Annotated in this window: 18 protein-coding genes; 15 read left to right on the top strand and 3 right to left on the bottom strand. The window is 60.0% G+C overall.

Translation table 11 applies throughout. From position 1 onward, the window contains the following. Positions 1-110: 110 nt before the first annotated feature. The 11 genes from ACFQNJ_RS17015 to ACFQNJ_RS16965 all read left to right on the top strand — a co-directional run bounded on the left by ACFQNJ_RS17015 (position 111) and on the right by ACFQNJ_RS16965 (position 9,766). A complete protein-coding gene (locus ACFQNJ_RS17015; protein WP_382259696.1) occupies positions 111-545 on the top strand; it encodes a hypothetical protein in 435 nt (144 codons plus the stop codon). Positions 546-553: 8 nt separating this feature from the next. Beyond that, a complete protein-coding gene (locus ACFQNJ_RS17010) occupies positions 554-931 on the top strand; it encodes a hypothetical protein (protein ID WP_382259694.1) in 378 nt (125 codons plus the stop codon). Between the two features lie 156 nt (positions 932-1,087). Continuing rightward, positions 1,088-1,369: a hypothetical protein gene (locus ACFQNJ_RS17005; protein WP_382259692.1), complete on the top strand. Its 282-nt coding sequence runs from the start codon at positions 1,088-1,090 to the stop codon at positions 1,367-1,369. Between the two features lie 2 nt (positions 1,370-1,371). Beyond that, positions 1,372-1,626, top strand: coding sequence for a hypothetical protein (locus ACFQNJ_RS17000; RefSeq protein ID WP_382259690.1), 255 nt, complete (start codon positions 1,372-1,374; stop codon positions 1,624-1,626). Between the two features lie 3 nt (positions 1,627-1,629). Beyond that, positions 1,630-1,821, top strand: a complete 192-nt coding sequence (locus tag ACFQNJ_RS16995; protein WP_382259688.1) for a hypothetical protein — start codon at positions 1,630-1,632, stop codon at positions 1,819-1,821. 129 nt (positions 1,822-1,950) lie between these two features. Further along, positions 1,951-2,991, top strand: a complete 1,041-nt coding sequence (locus ACFQNJ_RS16990) for a phosphoadenosine phosphosulfate reductase domain-containing protein (RefSeq protein WP_382259686.1) — start codon at positions 1,951-1,953, stop codon at positions 2,989-2,991. A gap of 157 nt (positions 2,992-3,148) precedes the next feature. Then, positions 3,149-8,122, top strand: coding sequence for an Eco57I restriction-modification methylase domain-containing protein (locus ACFQNJ_RS16985; protein WP_382259684.1), 4,974 nt, complete (start codon positions 3,149-3,151; stop codon positions 8,120-8,122). 152 nt (positions 8,123-8,274) lie between these two features. Further along, positions 8,275-8,622: a hypothetical protein gene (locus tag ACFQNJ_RS16980; protein WP_382259683.1), complete on the top strand. Its 348-nt coding sequence runs from the start codon at positions 8,275-8,277 to the stop codon at positions 8,620-8,622. A 14-nt stretch (positions 8,623-8,636) separates the two neighbouring features. After that, positions 8,637-8,933, top strand: coding sequence for a hypothetical protein (locus ACFQNJ_RS16975; protein ID WP_382259682.1), 297 nt, complete (start codon positions 8,637-8,639; stop codon positions 8,931-8,933). A 22-nt stretch (positions 8,934-8,955) separates the two neighbouring features. Further along, positions 8,956-9,420, top strand: coding sequence for a thermonuclease family protein (locus tag ACFQNJ_RS16970; protein ID WP_382259680.1), 465 nt, complete (start codon positions 8,956-8,958; stop codon positions 9,418-9,420). Positions 9,421-9,535: 115 nt separating this feature from the next. Beyond that, entirely contained in the window at positions 9,536-9,766 is a 231-nt protein-coding gene (locus tag ACFQNJ_RS16965; protein WP_382259678.1) for a hypothetical protein, read from the top strand. Between the two features lie 134 nt (positions 9,767-9,900). Here the strand turns inward: ACFQNJ_RS16965 and ACFQNJ_RS16960 are convergent, their stop codons facing one another. Beyond that, positions 9,901-11,484 (bottom strand): helicase-related protein, encoded by a 1,584-nt coding sequence (locus ACFQNJ_RS16960; protein WP_382259676.1) that lies wholly within the window; start codon positions 11,482-11,484, stop codon positions 9,901-9,903. A 495-nt stretch (positions 11,485-11,979) separates the two neighbouring features. On the opposite strand from ACFQNJ_RS16960, the gene ACFQNJ_RS16955 reads away from it, so the two are divergent. Then, positions 11,980-13,476, top strand: a complete 1,497-nt coding sequence (locus ACFQNJ_RS16955; protein WP_382259674.1) for a recombination directionality factor — start codon at positions 11,980-11,982, stop codon at positions 13,474-13,476. Positions 13,477-13,577: 101 nt separating this feature from the next. After that, entirely contained in the window at positions 13,578-13,847 is a 270-nt protein-coding gene (locus tag ACFQNJ_RS16950; protein WP_382259672.1) for a DUF1640 domain-containing protein, read from the top strand. 95 nt (positions 13,848-13,942) lie between these two features. Here the strand turns inward: ACFQNJ_RS16950 and ACFQNJ_RS16945 are convergent, their stop codons facing one another. Then, entirely contained in the window at positions 13,943-14,512 is a 570-nt protein-coding gene (locus tag ACFQNJ_RS16945; RefSeq protein ID WP_382259670.1) for an AAA family ATPase, read from the bottom strand. Between the two features lie 542 nt (positions 14,513-15,054). Here ACFQNJ_RS16945 and ACFQNJ_RS16940 point away from each other — a divergent pair. Together ACFQNJ_RS16940 and ACFQNJ_RS16935 are read left to right on the top strand one after the other, a co-directional pair. Then, positions 15,055-15,906: a hypothetical protein gene (locus ACFQNJ_RS16940; protein WP_382259668.1), complete on the top strand. Its 852-nt coding sequence runs from the start codon at positions 15,055-15,057 to the stop codon at positions 15,904-15,906. Between the two features lie 71 nt (positions 15,907-15,977). Further along, the gene (locus tag ACFQNJ_RS16935; protein ID WP_382259815.1) at positions 15,978-17,837 is read left to right on the top strand and encodes an ATP-dependent helicase; all 1,860 of its coding nucleotides are present in this window, start codon (positions 15,978-15,980) and stop codon (positions 17,835-17,837) included. Here the strand turns inward: ACFQNJ_RS16935 and ACFQNJ_RS16930 are convergent. Next, the coding region (locus tag ACFQNJ_RS16930) for a helicase C-terminal domain-containing protein (RefSeq protein WP_382259666.1) at positions 17,825-18,437 on the bottom strand (613 nt) is incomplete at its 5' end. The two genes, ACFQNJ_RS16935 and ACFQNJ_RS16930, sit on opposite strands and share 13 nt — an antisense overlap.

Here is an 18,437-nt window from a genome sequence, read left to right as displayed (position 1 = left end):
CCTTCACGCCTCCCTCACAGGAGGCTTTCTTGAGCGAACCCGCTGAAGAAAGCCGACTGGCTTCTCCTTCATCAACGCCGAGATTTCGGCATCACCAAGGAGAACAGGACATGGAACTCAAGCAACAGGTGTTCGTCAATGTCAACGACGCTGGCTACCCGGAAGTCATCGACCAGATGACCACTGATGGCAAGGGGCTCTACAGCGGGCAGACGATCGAGGAAATTCGCCAGCGCTATCCCAAGATCGAGTTGCGCGACTTTGACGCTGTCATCGAGCAGCAGGAAGCACACCTTCGCACGGCGCCGGAAATGATCAGCGAAGATCAGTTCAACGACGCCCTCGAGATGCTGCCACCAGACAACTGGGTGCGCACACCGGCGGGTGAGAGCTTTGCGTTCTCGGAGCGCTACAGCGGCCGAATGACCACGATCTACGCGAGACTGGGTCGCACCTACTGGAAGTTCATCGACGTGGCCAGTCTTGGGCACATGGCGATCATGGAACGCATCGGTGCTGAAGTGCAGCGGCGAGTGCCGGCGTGAGTGGGCTGATGGATCAGCACTATCGTCTTGCCCGCATCGGGGAGGGTGGAATCACGCTGCAACCATCTGTGGATGAGCATGGTCAGCCTAAGGGTCCACTCGTCTGCCCGGTCAAGCTGCCGTTGGGCGACATCCAGGTGAGCGCGCCACATCGGAACGACCTGCAGATTGCCGACTTCGCTACGGATCACATCCGCATAACGGTTCTGGACTTCAATGACCAAGTGCTCTCTGAGCACACGGTTGTTGGGCGCCAGGGCTTGAATGAGCTCTACGAGTCGGTCGTGGGATATCGACCGCTCGATGAGGCAACGGTGGAAGACCACGAACTGCTGTGCATCACAGCCGAGGCGCTTTACCGGTCACAGACCGGTGACGATGCCTGATCACGGCGCCTATCTGTGCAATCCCGAAACCTGCCAGCGCACGCTGGCGGGTCTTCCAACTGGCGCAAGACCAGACGACTGGACGCAGGGGCGTTCATCCGTGTGGCTTTGGCCTCCTGCCTTTTTAACCACCTCGAATGAGGGAAAGGCAAGCACATGAACACACCACACAGCGAGCAGATACCTGCTAACCGGTACTGGGCCATCACTGGCCGAATCCCGGGTGATGAGGAAGACAGCATCCTGATCTTTCACCTCCCGGATCGACGCGCTGCGATTGCGGCCTTCGAAGAAGCGATGTGGGACGCGGAGGTCCAGCGTCATCGCATGAATGAGCAGCAGGCGGAGCAGGCCCGTGCAGATCTCCTCTCGCAGCATGATCAAGTGGTCTTCATCAACTCGGTTTGCGTCTCGGATACGCGGATTGAGGAGGCCTGAGCATGTACACCAACGAGATTCGGGATTTCCTCGCTCGTGCACCCAAGCGCTGCCACTTCGACGGCAGGGGCATGGTCTACAACACCGCGGCCCGCTACCGTTGGCTGGCCAGCATCGCCCAGGGATCGATTCACGAGCGTATCAATCGCCGGGCCGGCATTGTCGAGAACTGGCTCCCGTGGAAGACGCCGCCCGTGCTGTCCGCGCAGCGCCGGCATGAGCGTCGCCAGCGTGTGATCGCCTTTGGGAGGGAGTGAGCCATGAACACTCCATCTCCAGGCACCGTCACGCTCTATGGCAGGCGTTTTGGAGTGCTGGCCGACTTCCCGAACACGCGCGAAGGAACCGCCCAGGCCAATGCGTTCATGCAGTCCTGCGGCAAGGCGAGTGTGCTCAAGGTCAGCGACAGGATCTACCTGGCGGACAAGGATGACCATGGGACACCGGTCTGATCGATCCTGAGCTTGAAGGATCTTGCATCCACTGGCCCCTCGGGGCCACTCTCATGTGGTTCGTGACCCTATGAGAGTGGCTCTACGCCATCGCTTTCAGAACACCCCGCATGGGGAATGGAGAAAGCAATGGACTACGTGCAACAGGATTTGTGGGCGTCTGAATACGTCCACGAGCAAAGCAAGCCGTCACCAGCGGTCCCCTTCGATCCCCTGAGCTATGACCGCTACGTCGTGTTCTTCTCAGGCGGAAAGGACTCTCTGGCCTGTGTGCTGCACCTCCTGGAGATCGGTGTACCGTCCCGGAAGATCGTGCTGCACCATCACCTGGTGGATGGCGCTGAAGGCTCGAACCTCATGGACTGGCCCGTGACGGAGGCTTACTGCAAAGCGGTGGCCGACCATCTGGGCATGCCCCTTGAGACGAGCTGGCGGGTAGGCGGCTTTGAACAAGAGATGCTGCGTCAGAACAGTCCCACGGCTGCGGTGATGATCCCCGACGGCAAAGGCGGCCACGTCGCTCATGGTGGACAGGGACCTGAAGGAACCCGCCTGAAGTTCCCTCAGGTCAGTGCCGATCTGTCGACTCGCTGGTGCTCGGCATACCTCAAGATCGACATTGGGTCGACGTATCTGAGACATGACCAACGGTATCGATCAGGCAAAACCCTGGTAGTAACCGGTGAGCGAGCCCAGGAGAGTGCGGCACGGGCCAAGTACAAGACGTGCGAGGCACATCGCGCAGATCTGCGACATGGTCGCCAGCACCAGCGGCACATTGACCATTGGCGCCCCATCCATGCCTGGCTGGAAGAACAGGTCTGGGACATCATCCGGCGTCATGGCATACGTGCCCACCCTGGGTACCACCTTGGCTGGGGACGTCTGAGCTGCAGGCAGTGCATCTTTGGCAGCAAGAACCAGTGGGCAACCATCAGGCTTGTCGCACCCCAAGCCTTCGAAAGCATCAACAGCTACGAGAAGCGCTTTGGCGTGACCATCCAGCGCAAGCACTCGGTCGGCCAGATGGCCGACATGGGAACACCCTATGAGTGCGAGCAGAAGTGGATCGATGCAGCCAACGCGCGGGAGATGACGATGGAAATCTATGTCGGTGATAACTGGGAGATGCCCAAGGGCGCTTTTGGTGAATCGGCAGGACCCACCTGAGGGCAGTCGCCTGGCACGCACATCCGATGAGGGTGTGCGTGTTCGGTGACCATCTTTCACAACCACCACCCGGACCCATTCATGAGGGCTTGAACCCTGATGCATGGCTCTGCGCCGTCGTTTTCACAACCACCCGACTTCGGGAAAGGAAAACGACATGAAACTGAAAATCGACGCACGCCAAGCTTCCTTGTTCGACTTCCTGGACCTCGCAGTCCTGGAGGAGCCCGTTCAAGAGGTGCCGGCCTGCAAGAGCGAGATCCAGGTCGCCGTCGAAGACGTGGTTCACCCACGTACGCCCAGGCGCAACCTCTTTGTCCTCCAGGACGAGATGCTGGCCCACCTGAGCAGCGACGGCGCCAAGATCGACGCCAACATCAAGGCGATCGAAACCCTGCGCACCATGCGTGCAGAAGGACGGATGGTCGCCACAGACGAGGAGCGGCGTGCCATGGTCGCCTACAGCGGCTGGGGGGGGCTCTCCAACGTCTTCGCAACCAACACCAAGTACCAGCAAGCACAGGAGCGCCTACGGGAGCTGCTGACGCCGGCAGAGTACGACGGTGCGCAGGAATCGGTGCTCTCTGCCTACTACACGGAACCCTTCGTGGTGCGGGCCATCTGGAGCATCGTCCAACGCATGGGCTTCAAAGGTGGACGGGTGCTGGAGCCATCTTGCGGAACAGGCAACTTCATTGGTGCCATGCCCGAGGATCTGCGGCACGACAGCCGCGTGGTGATGATCGACCCCGATCCCATCACGGCAGCGCTGGCAGATGAGCTCTATGCCGACCGGCAGACCACCGTCATGCCCATCGGTCTTCAGGATCTGGGCATTCGTGAAAACGGCGCCTTTGATCTGGTGATCGGCAATGCGCCATTCGGCAACTACCGGGTGAGCGATGCTCGATTGGACAAGCTCAAGCTGAACATCCACAACTACTTCCTGATCAAGTCCATCGAACTGGTGCGACCGGGGGGGATTGTGGCGCTGATCACCACCAGCTCAACGCTGGAGAACGGCGCACGGGATTTCCTGGCTCACCTGTGCTCACGAGCTGAGCTGAAGATGGCCATCCGGCTGCCCTCGGCCGCGTTCGCGAGGCTCGGTGGCACGGACGTGGTTGCCGATGTTCTCATCCTGCAGCGGCGCGACAAGGTGGTCGAGGTCGGTCCCTGGGACAAGACCTTTGAGCTGCCCAACAAGGCCAATGCGGACAGGGCCAATTGCACTGCCAACTACACGTACTGGGCTGAAGCCTCCAAGGTCAACGCCATCTTCGTGAAGAACCCTCACTGGGTCCTTGGCAAGTACACCCTGGCGAGCAACCGCTGGGGATCGCGACTGGGTGTTGAAGCACATGAAGACTGGCAGCAGCGGCTGTCGGGACTCTGTGAGGAAGCCAGCATCCAGGGCGTGTTCGACAGCGATCGCAATGTGGTTCAGGGTCAAAGGGCGCAGATCGCTGATCCGAAGGCCATCAAGAGCTTCGTGGCCCATGGGTTCTTCTTCGACGAGGAGGGGCGCCTGATGGTCATTGAAGGCAACAACAGCGTGTCGGACACCGAGAACTACCCAGCTCACCAGCTGCGGCGGCTCGAAGGAATGACGCGCATCCGGGACTGTGTGCTGCAACTGCTGGAGGCCGACTCGGTCAAAAGCACTGCAGCTGAGCAGTACCGTGCTGAGCTCAACCGGATCTACGACGGCTTCGTCAAGCACCATGGGTTCCTCATGGATGCTGGCAACCGGCGCCTGTACCGCAACGACAGCCACGCGCCGTTGCTGTGGTCACTGGAGATCTGGGACGACGAGCAGGAAACTGCTCTGAAAGCTGACATCTTCCGGGAAAGCACTGTGTCTAACGCCGTCCTCAAGGACAGCGCGGACACCATCGAAGACGCCATTGCGCTGTCCTACAACCGCTTCGGGCGGCTGGAGACGTCGTGGATGGCCGGAGCGATGGGTGTGCCCGAAGGGGAGGTAATTGAGCGACTGCTGGCCAGTGACCGGATCTACCAGGATCCGCGAAGCGGCAAGTGGGTGGACTCGATGGAGTACCTGAGTGGGCCCGTGAGGGAAAAGCTCAGGATCGCCGAAGCAGCAGCCAAGGGCGACCAGATCTATGGGAGAAACGTGGTCGCCCTCAAGGCGGTAGTGCCTCCCAACATTCCACTGGAGCAAGTCGGCATCAAGCTGGGCGTGTCGTGGATTGGTGAGGAGCACATTCGCCAGTGGCTGGAGGAGACGTTCAAGATCGGACGTCGCTACCTCAACGAGTACTCGGGCTTTCCCCATACCTCCTTGGAGGTGACACAGGTGGTGGAAACCGCCTCATGGGTCGTCAGCTTCGGCTATCCCAAGCACGAGACCTTCACTACCAAGTGGGGGACATCACGCAAGAACTTCTGGGACATCCTGGGGAACTTGCTGAACCAACAAACACCGGAGGTGTATGACACGATAGAAGTGGAAGGAAAAGAGCGCCGGGTGATCAACAAGGACGAGTCGCTGGCCGCGCAGGAAATGGCGCGCACCATCGAGAAGTCGTTCGTTGACTGGCTCATGTCCGACAAGGACCGGGTTCAAGCGCTGCAGGAGAAGTACAACATGCTCTACAACGGGCATGTCAACCGCAGCTATGACGGCCGCCATCTTGTCATTCCTGGGCTGAGCGCGGCAATCACGCTGCGTGATGCTCAGAAGGACTCGATCTGGCGGGGCATCGTCAGCGGCAACACGCTGTACGCCCTGGCGGTCGGTGGTGGCAAGACGCTGATCCAGATTTGTGTGGCGCAAGAGCTCAAGCGGCTGGGAATTGCCAAGAAGCCGATGCTGGTTGTTCCAAACCACATGCTGTTTAACTTCTCGTCTGAGTACCTGCGTGCGTTCCCCCGAGCGAAGGTCCTGGCGGCAAGCAAGGACGACCTGGTGGGTGATGCGAGGCGCGAGCTGCTGATGCGTATCGCAACGAACGACTGGGACTGCGTGATCGTCACGCACTCGACGTTTGGTCGCATTGGCCTGAGCGACGAGGTGGTCAAGGAGTTCATCAGCGAGCAAAAGCGAAAGGCGCGCGAGGCGGTCATGGGCGTCACGGATCAGAACGTGGTGCGTGAAGCATCGCGGGCGGCGAAGATGGTCGAGACGAAGCTGGAGAGCCTGATCAGCGATGAGAAGGACTCGGGTGTGCTGGGGTTCGAGAAGCTCGGTATTGACACGGTGCTCGTCGATGAAGCCGACCTGTTCAAGGCCCTATTTTTCTTCACCAAGAAGAAGCGAATCCCGGGCATCTCCAGCAGCTGCTCATCGCGGGCGCTGGACCTGTACCTGAAGTCCCGGGTGATTTTTGAGAAGAGAGGAAACGACGGCTACGGCCTATGTTTTGCCACGGCGACACCGATCTCAAACACCCTGGGCGAGATGTTCATCATGCAGACCTACCTCCAGGAGGCAAGACTGCGCGAATTGGCCATCGACAGCTTTGACGCCTGGGCGGCGAACTTTGCCCGTGAGGTGACGTGTGTGGAAGTCAAGCCTGAGGGCTCTGGCTACCGATTGCACACCCGCTTTGCGAGCTTCGTGAACGTGCCCGAGCTGATGAGAATCTTCCGCGAAGTCGCCGAGATCCGTACCAAGAAGCAACTGAACCTTCCCGAGCCCAAGCTGGTGGGGGGAAGGCACACGGTGGTCACCGTGCCACCGACAGAAGGTCAGCGGCGTTACGTGCGGTCGCTGGTGGAAAGAGCCGAGAGGGTAAGAACGGGTGAAGTCAAACCGGAAGTGGACAACATGCTGTGCATCACCAACGATGGCCGAAAGGCTGCGCTGGATATGCGATGTGTGAACCCCACGCTGGCGGCTGAGCCGGGTACCAAGGTCGAGGCATGCATCGAGCGTGTGTACGCACATTGGGAGCAAAGCATCCAGGAGCGTCTGACGCAACTGGTGTTCTGTGACCTGAGCGTGCCAGGCAACAGCTTCTCGGTCTATGAGCACATCAAGGCTGCACTGATCGCCAAGGGTGTTCCGGCAGAAGAAATCGCGTTCGCACAAGACTTCAAGACGGACAGGCAGAAGGCCCAGCTGCATCGCATGGTGCGGGCGGGCAAGAAGCGGGTCCTGATTGGGTCTACAGAGCTGATGGGGTTTGGGACCAACGTGCAGGACCGACTGGTCGCCAAGCACGATCTGGACGCACCCTGGAGGCCGCGAGACGTCGAGCAGCGCGACGGGCGCATCATCCGGCAAGGCAACATGAACGAAGAGGTGTGGATCTACCGGTATGCAACTGAGTCCACTTTCGACGTCTACATGTGGCAGGGGCTGGAGCGCAAGGCAAGCTTCATTGCGCAAGTGATGGAGAACAACGGTAGTGTGCGCACGGTGGAGGACGTCTCCATGCAAGCACTGTCGTTTGCAGAGGTCAAGGCGCTGGCCAGCGGAAATCCCATGGTGATCGAAAAGGCTGGCGTGGACGCCGAGGTCGCAAGACTGCAGGCGCTCAAGTCGGTCCATGACAGCGATCAGTACAAAAACCGAAGAGAGGTGGTCCATCTGGAGGCAGCAATTGCATCCGCCCGCGATCATCTGCACAACGTCAAAGCCCTGCGCGAAAGCGCAAAGGTGGATGGCCGTGGGTATGTGGTCGATGGAAAGCGGTACGCCGACTTTGATGCATGCGCAGAAGCTGTCCTCAAGCGGGGCCAGAAGATTCGCAAGTTCTTCAAGGACCACAGAGATCGGCGCAGCGCTCATGAACCGCGTGTCCTGCTTGAGATGGGCAACGTGGCGATCGAGATTGAGGAGAGCTGGAGCGCTGGCCCCTTTGAGCAGGTGAGGCTGGATGGTCAAGCCTTCACCATGAGGCTCAGGTCGCTGCCAAGGAATCTGGAGGACCTGATCGAGTGCTTCAAGCCATCGTGGTTTGAGGAGGAGATCACCTACCAGCTGACAAAGACCGAGACCAGGCTGAGGGACCTGCAGGCGAGCCTGGTCGAAAGGCAGCAGGCCGAAAGGCCCTTCGCTCACGAGGAAAAGCTGCAAGCCTTGCTGGAGCGTCAGGCAGAGATCGACAGCATGCTGGAGATCAACACCGACGATGCCAGCGCCCTGGCCTGCGCTGAGTAATTTCAAACCCCCTTCTGTGCCAATGGCATGGGAGGGGGCTCCTTTTGCGCATCAGAGCGCTTTCGCATGGGGTCACCGGACTCGCATACGAAAGTCGTTTTGAACGACGTGCTCCTCATCAACAACCGCTGTATGCGGGATAGGAGCAAAGCATGAAACTTGACAGTCTGACCATTGGCCCTGCGCCGTGGAACGAAGATTGTGCGATGGTCGGGTGCAGCGAGTACCCCCTTCGCTCGCGAAATGAAACCGAGGCCTTCAAGCGCCAGATCCTGCGTCACTACCCCGTTCCGGCGGGCGTCGATCACGCGGGGGTTCGAATCTGCTGCAACCCCCACGAGTTCGGTACCTACCGCGAGGTGGAAGTGGCGTTCAACCCTGTCTGTGAGCAGGCCAGTGCCTGGGCCTATAAGGTCGAGGCCGATCCGAAAGCCGCGCTGGCGCGGTGGGACGATCAGGCCAAGATGGAGCTCGGTCTTCTGACCGAGGTCGCGGTTTGACCACGGAGGCACAGATGAAGCGACGTCTGCAAACTCCGTCGGTTCGCCGCCAGCGGCTCTTTCTGGCCATCGCTGCCAATGTTCGCGCAGGAGGCATCCGGCGAAGCTGCATGACCGCTCTGGCGAAAAAGGTGGGTGTCTATCACTCACTCAAGACGCTGGAGACCGATTTGCTGCTTTACGCTGGGAGCCTCATGGACCCGGGCTGCGTCACTCGGTTGCTGACCTGGAGCCTCCAGGTGAACAAAGCCACTGACGAGATTGCGCCACCGGTGTTCATTCCTCGACAACAACTTGCCCTTGCGGCCTGAAGATATGCGCATCACAACCACCATGAAAGCACTGACACTGATCCTCTGCGCGCTGCTGTCCGCGCCTTCCATGGCCGGCCAGTTGGCCGGCAAGGTGATTGGCATCAGTGACGGAGACACGCTCAAGGTCCTCACCTCGGACCGCCAGCAGGTGAAGGTGCGTCTTTCCCAGATCGACGCTCCCGAGTCGACACAGGCTTTTGGAAACAGAGCCAAGCAGGAGCTGGGGCGGATCTGCTTTGGCAAGTCCGCAGTGCTCGATGTCGAGGGTGAAGATCGCTACGGCCGCACCATCGCCCGCGTAAGTTGCGCGGGCGTGGACGCTCAAAGTCACATGGTTCAAGCCGGTATGGCATGGGTCTATGACCAGTATGTCACCGACAAGTCCCTGTACCAATTGCAGCAACAGGCAAAGAACGCCAGGAGGGGCGTCTGGAGTGATCTCAAGGCCATTGCGCCCTGGGAGTTCCGACAGGCATCCCGATAGGCACAACCCCAGCCCGCTTCAATGCGGGCTTCCTACTGCGCTGTCACCAGTGCAGCAGAAAGCCCACACATCGCCTTTTCAACACCGCAACTGCGGAAAGTAGGAGATGCAGACCATGTTCAAACCGACCATTGAAATCACTTCCAGGAACGAGCTCCGGCACGGTATCCCTGTGCGCTTCCTCTACCGTGGCTTCACCGTTGCACGGTTGAGGACTGGAGAAGGAATGTGCTTCTGGTCTGCCTGCAAGGGTGGATCGGGTGCGCAAGCGAACCCCGACCTGGCAGCCACGCAGCCGACGCAGATCATCGACAAGATCGATGCGATGCTCCGGCTGGCCGCGTAACCCTCCAGAGGCCCAGTCTCATGCGAAAGCATGGGCTGGGTCTGCGGCATTTCCGCGCTGTACAAGCGCCAGCAGATCGATACAATCGATTCGTCCCATCAAACCGCTGTTGCGGAAGGGCCACTGCTCAAAGATCAGAGGAAGTCTTCAGCGACCAGACGGGTCAGCTTGAAGGTCCCCAGGGCCTTGCCGGTTTGCATGTCGCCCAAGACATCGCCAAAGCCGCGCAGTTTCAGGTCCGCCTCTGCGAGATCAAACCCGTTGGAATGCTTGCGCAATGCCTGCAGCCGCTCCAGCGTTGCCCGCTTGGTCGTCTCTGCCGTCATCATCACGAAGTCACCTCGTCCGCCGTTACGAACGAGACGGCCACGCAACTGGTGCAGCTGCGTCAGACCAAATCGCTCGGCCTCGCTGATGACCATCATGCCTACGTCGGGTACATCGACGCCCACTTCAACCGCCGTTGACGCGACGGCGATCGGCGCCTGACCCGAACGGAACTGCTGCAAGGCTGCCTCTTTCTCTGCCGGTTTTAGCTTGCCGTGGATGACCGCTACCCTGTTGGGGAAGCGCTCGTTCAACGCCTTGGCTCTCTCAGTGACCGATCCCTTCCCTTTGACCCGGGGGTAGAGAAAGATGCAGCGTCGTCCTTCCTGGAGGTGATGACGCACCAGATCGATGGCCGCGTTGCGCTCGCTCTCGCGCAGGATGTGCGTCTGGATTGACTTCTCCACCGGTGAGCCTGCGATCCGAGCTTGAGTCCAGCCGTCAAAAAGTGCCAGCGCCAGAGAACGCGGTATTGGTGTCGCACTTGCCTCAATTACATGGGTGCTTTCGCCAACGAGCTGCATGCGCTGGTCAACCGAGAACTTGTGTTGCTCGTCGATCACAAGGATGCTCAAGGGCTGCGTCAGCTCACGGTGCAGTAGCGCCTGGGTGCCCACCAGCAGGCGGGCCTCTGGATCAATGTCCCCAGCTTCAGCCGTGCACAGCTGGGGCTTGAGATCGGGAAAGCGCGCGGCGGTCAGCTCATGGATTTGACGCGCAACGATCTCGTTGGGTACCAGGATGGCGGCAAGTCCTTTTGAGGCCCTCGCCACAGCCACGGCAGCCAGACAGAAGACCAGTGTTTTGCCGCTGCCGACATCGCCGTTGAGCAGGACCCTGGCGCTCTGCTGGAGGTTGATCGCCTTGCGGATGGTATTCAGGGCTTGGCGCTGGGATTCGCTGAGCGTCTCCGGCTGTGCCGCAACCGCCTCGATCAATGGCGTGTCGATGCTGAAGCGGGCCGGGCCCATTGTGGCCTTCACGCTCGCTCGCGCACCATGGCGCACTTCGTCGATCGCGCACTGTCGGGCGAATGCCAAAGCGCGCTCACCCTGCTCAACGGTATCGGGCCGGTGAATGGCACGCAGCAGGGCCACAGGGCTGCGCGAGCGGGCCGCCAGCGACTGACGGATGACAGGGGAGAGCATCAAGGCCTCGGCGGCTTCACTGATTGCCTGCTCACTGGACCATTGCTCCTCGATGCCGGCGGCGATCAGCTCGCCCGAGAGCTTTCCGGGGATGCCCGTGTAGAGCGCATCGACACGACGGGTCATGCGCTGTGGTCGAGCACCCCGGAGATAGCGTCCGCCCATACTCTGGATGATCTGAGCTTCGATCGTGCCGTTCTTTCCCTCGATAGTCTCGGCCTGGTCTACGGTCATGCCGAACATCCGGGTACTCACTGAGCTGCTATCGGGAAGAGAGCTGCCATTCGATGGATGTGGGAAAGCGGTTGCGTGTGGCGTTGCCCTCCCGATCCAGTGCCCGAAACGAACGGAAGTGGACGCGAAGCATCACCGGTCTGTTCAGCGGCGCCTGGGAAAGGCTGTCGAACGCCCGCTTGCGGTCCACATACTGATGAGGCAGGCAAAGCAGGACATGCGACAGAGTAGGCAGGGCCAAGCTCTGGAGGATTGGGGCGTGTGCGTCTTTTCCCATGAACTCAGGCTAGCAGCACCAAAGTCACTTGCAAGTTCGAAAACCGGACGGGCAGAGGTCATTGAAATCGCGTTGACGTGCAAGATCACAGTCGAGGCGATCTCAATGGCGACGTTCATCTCCCGTGGCCAGCAGTCTTCATACGCCGTGAATATGGCAACGAAGGTCTGTGCAATGTCTGCATTGACAACCAAAGGAGCGGGAACCTGCTTCGAAGGAGATAGGAAATGGCAAATTCGTTTTTGGCTGACCGGGTGGCAACCCGTGATGTCCAGTTCAGCGTGGGTGGCAAGATCCGCGTCGGTACCAAGGCGATCAGCAAGAAAGCTGCAGAGAACCCCACAGCCGCTGCGCTGTACCAGAAGGCTCTCAATGGCCTGATCAGCTTCCGAGAGGCTGAGAAGGAGATCTACAAGAGCTGCAGCATCAGCAACCCGTTCTACCCGCGCAATACGCAGGAATTTCATGCCCATCCCTGGGACATGACGACGGGCGGCATGGCCACGGCAAAGCACATCCTGGACCTCTACGGCGAGATCAAGGGCCGCGATACAGCTCCCAAGCTGTATCGCTTCCCAGTGGTCTTTCCCGACGTCCAGGACTACGACCTCGACACACTCGTGGGTGGCGGCCTGACAGTGCAGGGTGGAGGTCCGGAGACGGTTCGCTATCGTTCCCGCTACGAGCCTGATGGCAGCAGAGTCTGCGTCTACCTCCCTGAGGTGGTACGTACCGAGCAGACCAAGCGCAAGGTTGTGCAGCACGTGCCTCGCAAGCCGGTGGTGCGTGGTCCTTGCGTGCCGGAGGAATGCGAGGAGTACAGCTTTGGCATGTGCAAGTTCAGCGGCACGCTGCGCTTCTACATCCCCGGCATTGCCGGCGCTGGTGTCTTCGAGCTGCACACCGGTTCCACGGAAGCCGCATCTCAGATCTACTTGCGCCTCAGCCAGGCCATGAAGACCTGCCGAGGTCGCTTGCCGAACTTCACCCCTGATGGTCGGCCAGTCTTCTGGATCAGCAAGGCCAAGGTGACTCGCCCCTACTTCGATGAGAACGGGCAGGCGAAGCTCGGTGAGCAGTGGGTTCCCCAGCTGGACATGGAGATCGAGTTGCCCAAGGTGATGTGGCTCAAGCAGCAGGAAGCCATGTTGCTGCCTGCTGCGGCCACAGCACCCGCAGCCGGATCGACTCAGGCGGTGGTGCCCACGGCTTGGATCGAGAGCACCAGCAATGACGCCAGCATGGTGGTCGATGCGACCCCTTCGGTGTCGAGCAGTCCGGTTCAGGTCATTGAAGCAACCGGCCAACAGTCGGCTTCGGTCACGACGCATCGTCAAGAAGGCGCCCATGGGCAGCAAGGCACGTCGCTCCAGAGCATGCTCGACCATGCCCGCGATGGTGGCTATGCAGCCGACCTGACGCAGTGGGCCAACGCCCGCTTCGGCCAGGGATGGGAGCAGGAGCCGTCAAAGGTGATCGAGACCTGGTCGGGGATGGTGACGCGTCTGGGCGCAATGACTGGCAAGTGGCTGCAGTTCAACTGCGAAGTGCTCAGGCTGAACCTGGAGCAGGAACTGGTGCTGCGGTACATGAAGCTCAAGGTCGGAGCGCTAAAGGATGGCAGTGTGATCCCACGCTACATCGACGAGCTCAAGGGTCTGTGTGCTGACGGAGCATCCGTGGCCACTGAGTTGATGCACGCTGCGCTGGAGAATGCGGGCTGAGGCCTCGAAGCAAGGAAGGCCCCCAATCTGGAAACAGGTTGGGGCGCTGAAGATACACAAACGGTAGCTTCCTGCTACCATGCAAAAACGGAAGATTGAAGATGAGCATGGCAATACAGTTCGACACCTTGCGATTCGTCGAGCGCCTGAAGCATGCAGGCGTTCCCGAAGCGCATGCCAAAGCCGAAGCTGAGGCGCTGGCTGTCGCTCTCGCTGAGTCATCTTCGGGTGTGTACGCGACCAAGGACGATGTCACCAGTCTGAAGTTAGACATGGTCGATGTGAGGTCCGAAATCAAACTGCTGAAGTGGATGCAGGCCACCGTCCTGGCTGGTGTGCTTTCGCTGGTGATCAAGACCTTCTTCGTCTGAAGATCCTCTGACCAAAAAACAACCCCCGCCGGCCCTCTTGGGCTGAGCGGGGGTTTACTTTTTTCTGGCGTCCGATATGGATGCAATGACCTTTGTCAGGCGACTTGATTGCTGGGTAGGTGAGAGAGTACAAGGCTGGCCACCGACGCAACCGGAAAGCTGGCGTCTATGGAGGTGATCAGCTCTCGGTGAAGCTCCAGCAGAAGAGGGAGGTCCTTGTCGCGGTTGCTGCCCTGCGGCTTGCCTGTCCACTGGCGAACGGTGTGCTCTCCACGAGCGAGCAAGCGCTCCTCTCGTTGGGCATCAGGGACCTCCAGGTGGAACACTTGCGAGCCTGGGGGAAGCAGGCCCATGTGAAACGGCTCGGCCGGAAAGCCGTCAACCGATACCGGACCTGCTTGTCGATGCCGCTCAATTTCGCCCAGTAGGGACTCGATCAGCGGTCGACTGAGGCGGTCACCGGGAAGCTGTGCGGCCAGATGACCCATGAAGCGGGTACTGTGCTCGCGAGGCAGTCTGCGCGAGCGAGCCAGGCGCCCGAGGTCGCCCAGGCTGATGTGCATCCATCCATGATGCTGATGGAGATGGCGGCCGAGGGTTGTCTTGCCCACGCCATGCAGGCCGATGAAGAAGATGCAGGGGTGCAAAGGTGGCGGTGTGTCCATCGTGCTCAATGCAATAGGCCAGAAGGGGTGATCGTGTCGAGGTGGTCGTCAAGCCCGGCACGGGTCACAACAAGATGCCGAACTCCCAGGCCTTCATCGGGTGCAAGCCTCGGTGTGCGAAGGGCCTTTCTGAAGAGCGAGCGGGCATGGTGCAGCGCTGTCGAGGCAGTGTGCTTGCGTGCCGCCAGGGCGATTTCCTGGAGGTAGTCGTGCTGAGGAAGGGTCATTCCCCATGATCACATTCGACAGGCCCGACACAACTTTGAATGTTGAGATTTGGCAAGCAGTATTTCCTGCAGCCTGTGGATAACTCGGCCAACTAAGGACCGGACAAATTTGTCCGGTCCCTTTTTTGTAAGTTATCGGTATTCAAATATGCACAAACATAGGGTAAACCCTAGTTTCTCAATCTGATTCGGCGGGTCGCCTTGACGCCTGGCGGAGATCCGAAAGACTCGGCAAACTGGCACGCATTCGCAGTCACTGCGCGCGGCCAGGGTCACAGAATGAGCCCAGCAACTTCCCACACAACGGAGCCATTCATGCCCAAAGCAGCAGCCAAGGATCAAGTCCAAGACAACACAACCGCCCTTGCGGCAGCGGACGCCGAACTCAACGCGGCTGACGCAGCCATCGCAGAGGCCAGTAAGTACGCCGAGGCTGCCCAGGCTACGGGTGAGCACGGTGGTGAGGAAGCTCCTTTGGTGCGTACCGAACTCACTCCCGAAGAGCGTGCTGCTGTCTCGCGCCAGATTGCCAAGCGTCAGCGCCAGATGGGTACGGCAGAACTGGAGCGGCTCTATCCCAGTGCCATCGTCGTCAACGTCGACCTCAAGGTCAATGACCCGAACATTGCCAGTTCCGCAGCCCGCTTTCTGGGACTGACCGACCGGACGCTGTACCTGATCAACCGCTTTGGCTCGCGTTTCATGACGGATTCCGAGGTGGAGACCACACGCGCGAGTATTCGCGAGCTCATCGAGCAATACGCGCTGGAAGCTCGGCAGTCGCTGGAGCAGGGCCAGCTGCTGGTGGAGAAGACCCGTGGCAATCGCGATGACTGGCTTACCCCTTCCTACACCAGCTCCACGCTGGAAGCGGGATTTGCCGTCAAGGCCCGTGACACCATGACCCTGGTTCGGGCATTGCGTCAGTGGGACGAGGCCATCCTGCAGTTCGCGTCCCTGGAGTTCAACGACGGCGCTTCGCTGGGCCAGATCGATACGATGCGTGTGCGTGAACGCACCCTGTTCATGCAGGTCAACCGCCAATGCATCCGGGCTGTCAAGGCATTCAACCGTCGCCGGGCGGAAGCTGCCCAGAAGCGCATCAACAAGGCCAAGGCCGAAGAGCAGCAAGTCACTGCGACCGAGCCAGCCGAAGCGACGGCCTGAAGCAGCCGGCATGTTCCCCAAGGCAGTCCCTCCGGCTGCCTTTTTTCATGGTGTGACGCCACTTGAAGACGATGATCGACGCCCAGATTGCCTCCCTGAACCAAGAACAGAAGGAAGTCGCCTTGTGCGATACCCATTGCCTGGCGGTGGCTGCACCGGGGTCGGGCAAAACCAAGACGCTGGCGGTCAAGGCGGCAAGGCTGTTGACCACAGGCCAGACCGTCACCGCGGTCACCTTCACCAGAGACGCTGCGCTGGAGTTGCGTGATCGCATCATCGATCTGGCCGGCGCTGACAAGATCACGCGCCTGCTGGTCGGGACATTCCACTCGATCGATATGCTCATGGCCTTTCCGGGGCGAAGCAAGACCGGCATGGGACGCGACATCCTCGCGGCCGGGTACTCACGGCTTGACCGTAAGTGGGAGATCGTCAAGGAATCGATGCGCCGGTCCATTGTCGAGCGAAGCATCAAGCAATCTGAGTTGGGTATCGAAGTCGATCAGGCCACGGCCGACATTGAGGCCATCAAGGCGGGCCACAGGGCGGCGGCCAACGAACAGGAGCATGCCCTGGTGCAGACCTACACCGCCTTGCTCCAGCGACATGGCGTGATCGACTTTCAGGACATCCTGTTGGAGACCAACCGTGCGATCAAGTCCGGAAAGATCTCGCCGCTGCAGACGGCGCACCTGATGATCGATGAGTTCCAGGACACCGACCTGCCTCAGTACGAGTGGGCGATGCTGCACGCCAAAGGGGGCTCCGTCCTCACAGCCGTGGGTGACGATGACCAGTCGATCTATGGATTTCGCCGCGCGTTGGGCTACAAGGGTATGGTGGACTTTGTCAGCGAACTGGGGGCGCAGCGCATCATTTTGGGGACCAACTACCGCTCCCATGCAGAGGTACTCAACCCTGCCCGCCAACTCATCCGCATCAACGATGACCGGATGGACAAGGACCTCGTGTCCTTCAAGGGCCCGGGTGGGTCTGTCTACTGGGATCGGTACTCAGACAGGCTGGCCGAGGCCAAGAGATGCGTCAAGTGGGCTGCAGAGGCCCTGGAGCAGAACCGCACGGTTGGCATTCTGGCGCGGACGAACAAGCGCCTTGACGAGATCGAGGCCATCTGTCTGAAAGAGGATATTCCCTTCGTTCGGGCGGAGGGGGGCAGCATTGTCAACAGTCCCGAGATGGGCGTGATCATGGCCTTGATCTCGGTGATTACCGACGATGAGGCCTGCGACCTTGATCAGGTGCTGGCGTGGTGTGGTTGCACCGAGGAAGAGCTCAGCTCCCTGCACAAGGTGATCGGCAAACGCGGTCTGGCCACGCTCACACGCAAGCAGCTCGAACAGGCAGCCCTGTCAGCCACCACCAAAAAGCTGATTGCCATGCTGGCCCGTCGTCGTGAGGAGTGGCGCACGATCCTGGCCGCTGGTGTCAAGTTCGTACTGGACGGAGTTCTGGAAGTCTTGAAGGCGCCGGTGAGCGAGAACAAGGCATCGGTCAAGACGCTGACCATCGCTCGAGAGGTGTTCGCAAAGTCATTGGGGACCGATCCGGGGAACACTGCTCTGCGAGCAAGGGTGAAGGCGTTGCAGAACAAACGAAGCACAGGCAAGGAGGAGGGTGGTGATCCCAAGACGCCCAAGGTGTACCTGATGACAGCACACGGATCCAAGGGTCTTGAATGGGACCATGTCTGGATCGTTGGCGCCGAGGAGGGGGCATTCCCCGATGAGGGATCGAGCGTTCAGGAAGAGAGAAGGCTGTTTTTCGTGGCGATGACCCGCGCTCGTGCTCATCTGATGGTCTCGGCCAGTGGCTCCAAGCCAACTTCAGCCTTCATCGGAGAAGCAGGAATGGATCGGCTTCCAGATCAGAAGACAGAAGGTTCTGAGTCCCAGCAGCCTCAGCTGGCCTGAATGCTCTTGAACTCGGTTCCCTTGAGCATCCGCGAGCCATAGCGCTTGCTCACGATTCGCCGGTCAAGCACGACCACGTCGCCAGAGTCACCCTCTCTGCGCATGAGCCGGCCGCACACCTGGGCGAACTTCAGACCAGCCTTGGGCAGGGTCAGCAGCTGGAAGGAGTCCAGGCCCTTGGCAGCGAGGTGCTCGGCGTGGGTGGCCACCACCGGATCATCCGGTGAGGGAAAGGGCAGCCGTGAGATGAGGACGAGGGTGCAGTAGCGGCCAGGCAGGTCCACACCCTCACCGATGCTGTCCATTCCAAACACCACCGACCTGCGCCCCTCGTCAACGCGACGGCGGAGCTCTGCGATCAGGGCGGATGGTTGCCATTCTCCCTGTAGCAAGACCAGTTCCCTCTCCTCTGGAGTGAGGTAGTCGTAGCACTCCTGCATGAGGCGCTTGCTGGTGAAGTAGACCAGCACCCCAGCATGCTCCCGGGCCCGAACGCCCTTTTCGGCCACGAATGCACGAACCAGACGGCTGTGCGTATGGTCGGTGCCATCAGGAACCAGACGTGGAACGACGATGCGAGCCTTCGTGTAGTCGAAGGGA

This window comes from Hydrogenophaga bisanensis, assembly GCF_042665135.1.
In the GTDB taxonomy this organism is placed as follows: Bacteria; Pseudomonadota; Gammaproteobacteria; order Burkholderiales; family Burkholderiaceae_C; genus Hydrogenophaga; species Hydrogenophaga bisanensis.
Note: the sequence above shows the minus strand (reverse complement) of the source record. Positions and strands in the feature narration are given on the sequence as shown.

What these genes read in the sequence shown, in the direction of transcription:
- ACFQNJ_RS17015 (WP_382259696.1), top strand. Translation starts at nt 111, where the DNA reads ATGGAACTCAAGCAACAGGTGTTCGTCAATGTCAACGACGCTGGCTAC.
- ACFQNJ_RS17010 (WP_382259694.1), top strand. Translation starts at nt 554, where the DNA reads ATGGATCAGCACTATCGTCTTGCCCGCATCGGGGAGGGTGGAATCACG.
- ACFQNJ_RS17005 (WP_382259692.1), top strand. Translation starts at nt 1,088, where the DNA reads ATGAACACACCACACAGCGAGCAGATACCTGCTAACCGGTACTGGGCC.
- ACFQNJ_RS17000 (WP_382259690.1), top strand. Translation starts at nt 1,372, where the DNA reads ATGTACACCAACGAGATTCGGGATTTCCTCGCTCGTGCACCCAAGCGC.
- ACFQNJ_RS16995 (WP_382259688.1), top strand. Translation starts at nt 1,630, where the DNA reads ATGAACACTCCATCTCCAGGCACCGTCACGCTCTATGGCAGGCGTTTT.
- ACFQNJ_RS16990 (WP_382259686.1), top strand. Translation starts at nt 1,951, where the DNA reads ATGGACTACGTGCAACAGGATTTGTGGGCGTCTGAATACGTCCACGAG.
- ACFQNJ_RS16985 (WP_382259684.1), top strand. Translation starts at nt 3,149, where the DNA reads ATGAAACTGAAAATCGACGCACGCCAAGCTTCCTTGTTCGACTTCCTG.
- ACFQNJ_RS16980 (WP_382259683.1), top strand. Translation starts at nt 8,275, where the DNA reads ATGAAACTTGACAGTCTGACCATTGGCCCTGCGCCGTGGAACGAAGAT.
- ACFQNJ_RS16975 (WP_382259682.1), top strand. Translation starts at nt 8,637, where the DNA reads ATGAAGCGACGTCTGCAAACTCCGTCGGTTCGCCGCCAGCGGCTCTTT.
- ACFQNJ_RS16970 (WP_382259680.1), top strand. Translation starts at nt 8,956, where the DNA reads ATGAAAGCACTGACACTGATCCTCTGCGCGCTGCTGTCCGCGCCTTCC.
- ACFQNJ_RS16965 (WP_382259678.1), top strand. Translation starts at nt 9,536, where the DNA reads ATGTTCAAACCGACCATTGAAATCACTTCCAGGAACGAGCTCCGGCAC.
- ACFQNJ_RS16960 (WP_382259676.1), bottom strand. Translation starts at nt 11,484, where the DNA reads ATGTTCGGCATGACCGTAGACCAGGCCGAGACTATCGAGGGAAAGAAC.
- ACFQNJ_RS16955 (WP_382259674.1), top strand. Translation starts at nt 11,980, where the DNA reads ATGGCAAATTCGTTTTTGGCTGACCGGGTGGCAACCCGTGATGTCCAG.
- ACFQNJ_RS16950 (WP_382259672.1), top strand. Translation starts at nt 13,578, where the DNA reads ATGAGCATGGCAATACAGTTCGACACCTTGCGATTCGTCGAGCGCCTG.
- ACFQNJ_RS16945 (WP_382259670.1), bottom strand. Translation starts at nt 14,512, where the DNA reads ATGGACACACCGCCACCTTTGCACCCCTGCATCTTCTTCATCGGCCTG.
- ACFQNJ_RS16940 (WP_382259668.1), top strand. Translation starts at nt 15,055, where the DNA reads ATGCCCAAAGCAGCAGCCAAGGATCAAGTCCAAGACAACACAACCGCC.
- ACFQNJ_RS16935 (WP_382259815.1), top strand. Translation starts at nt 15,978, where the DNA reads ATGATCGACGCCCAGATTGCCTCCCTGAACCAAGAACAGAAGGAAGTC.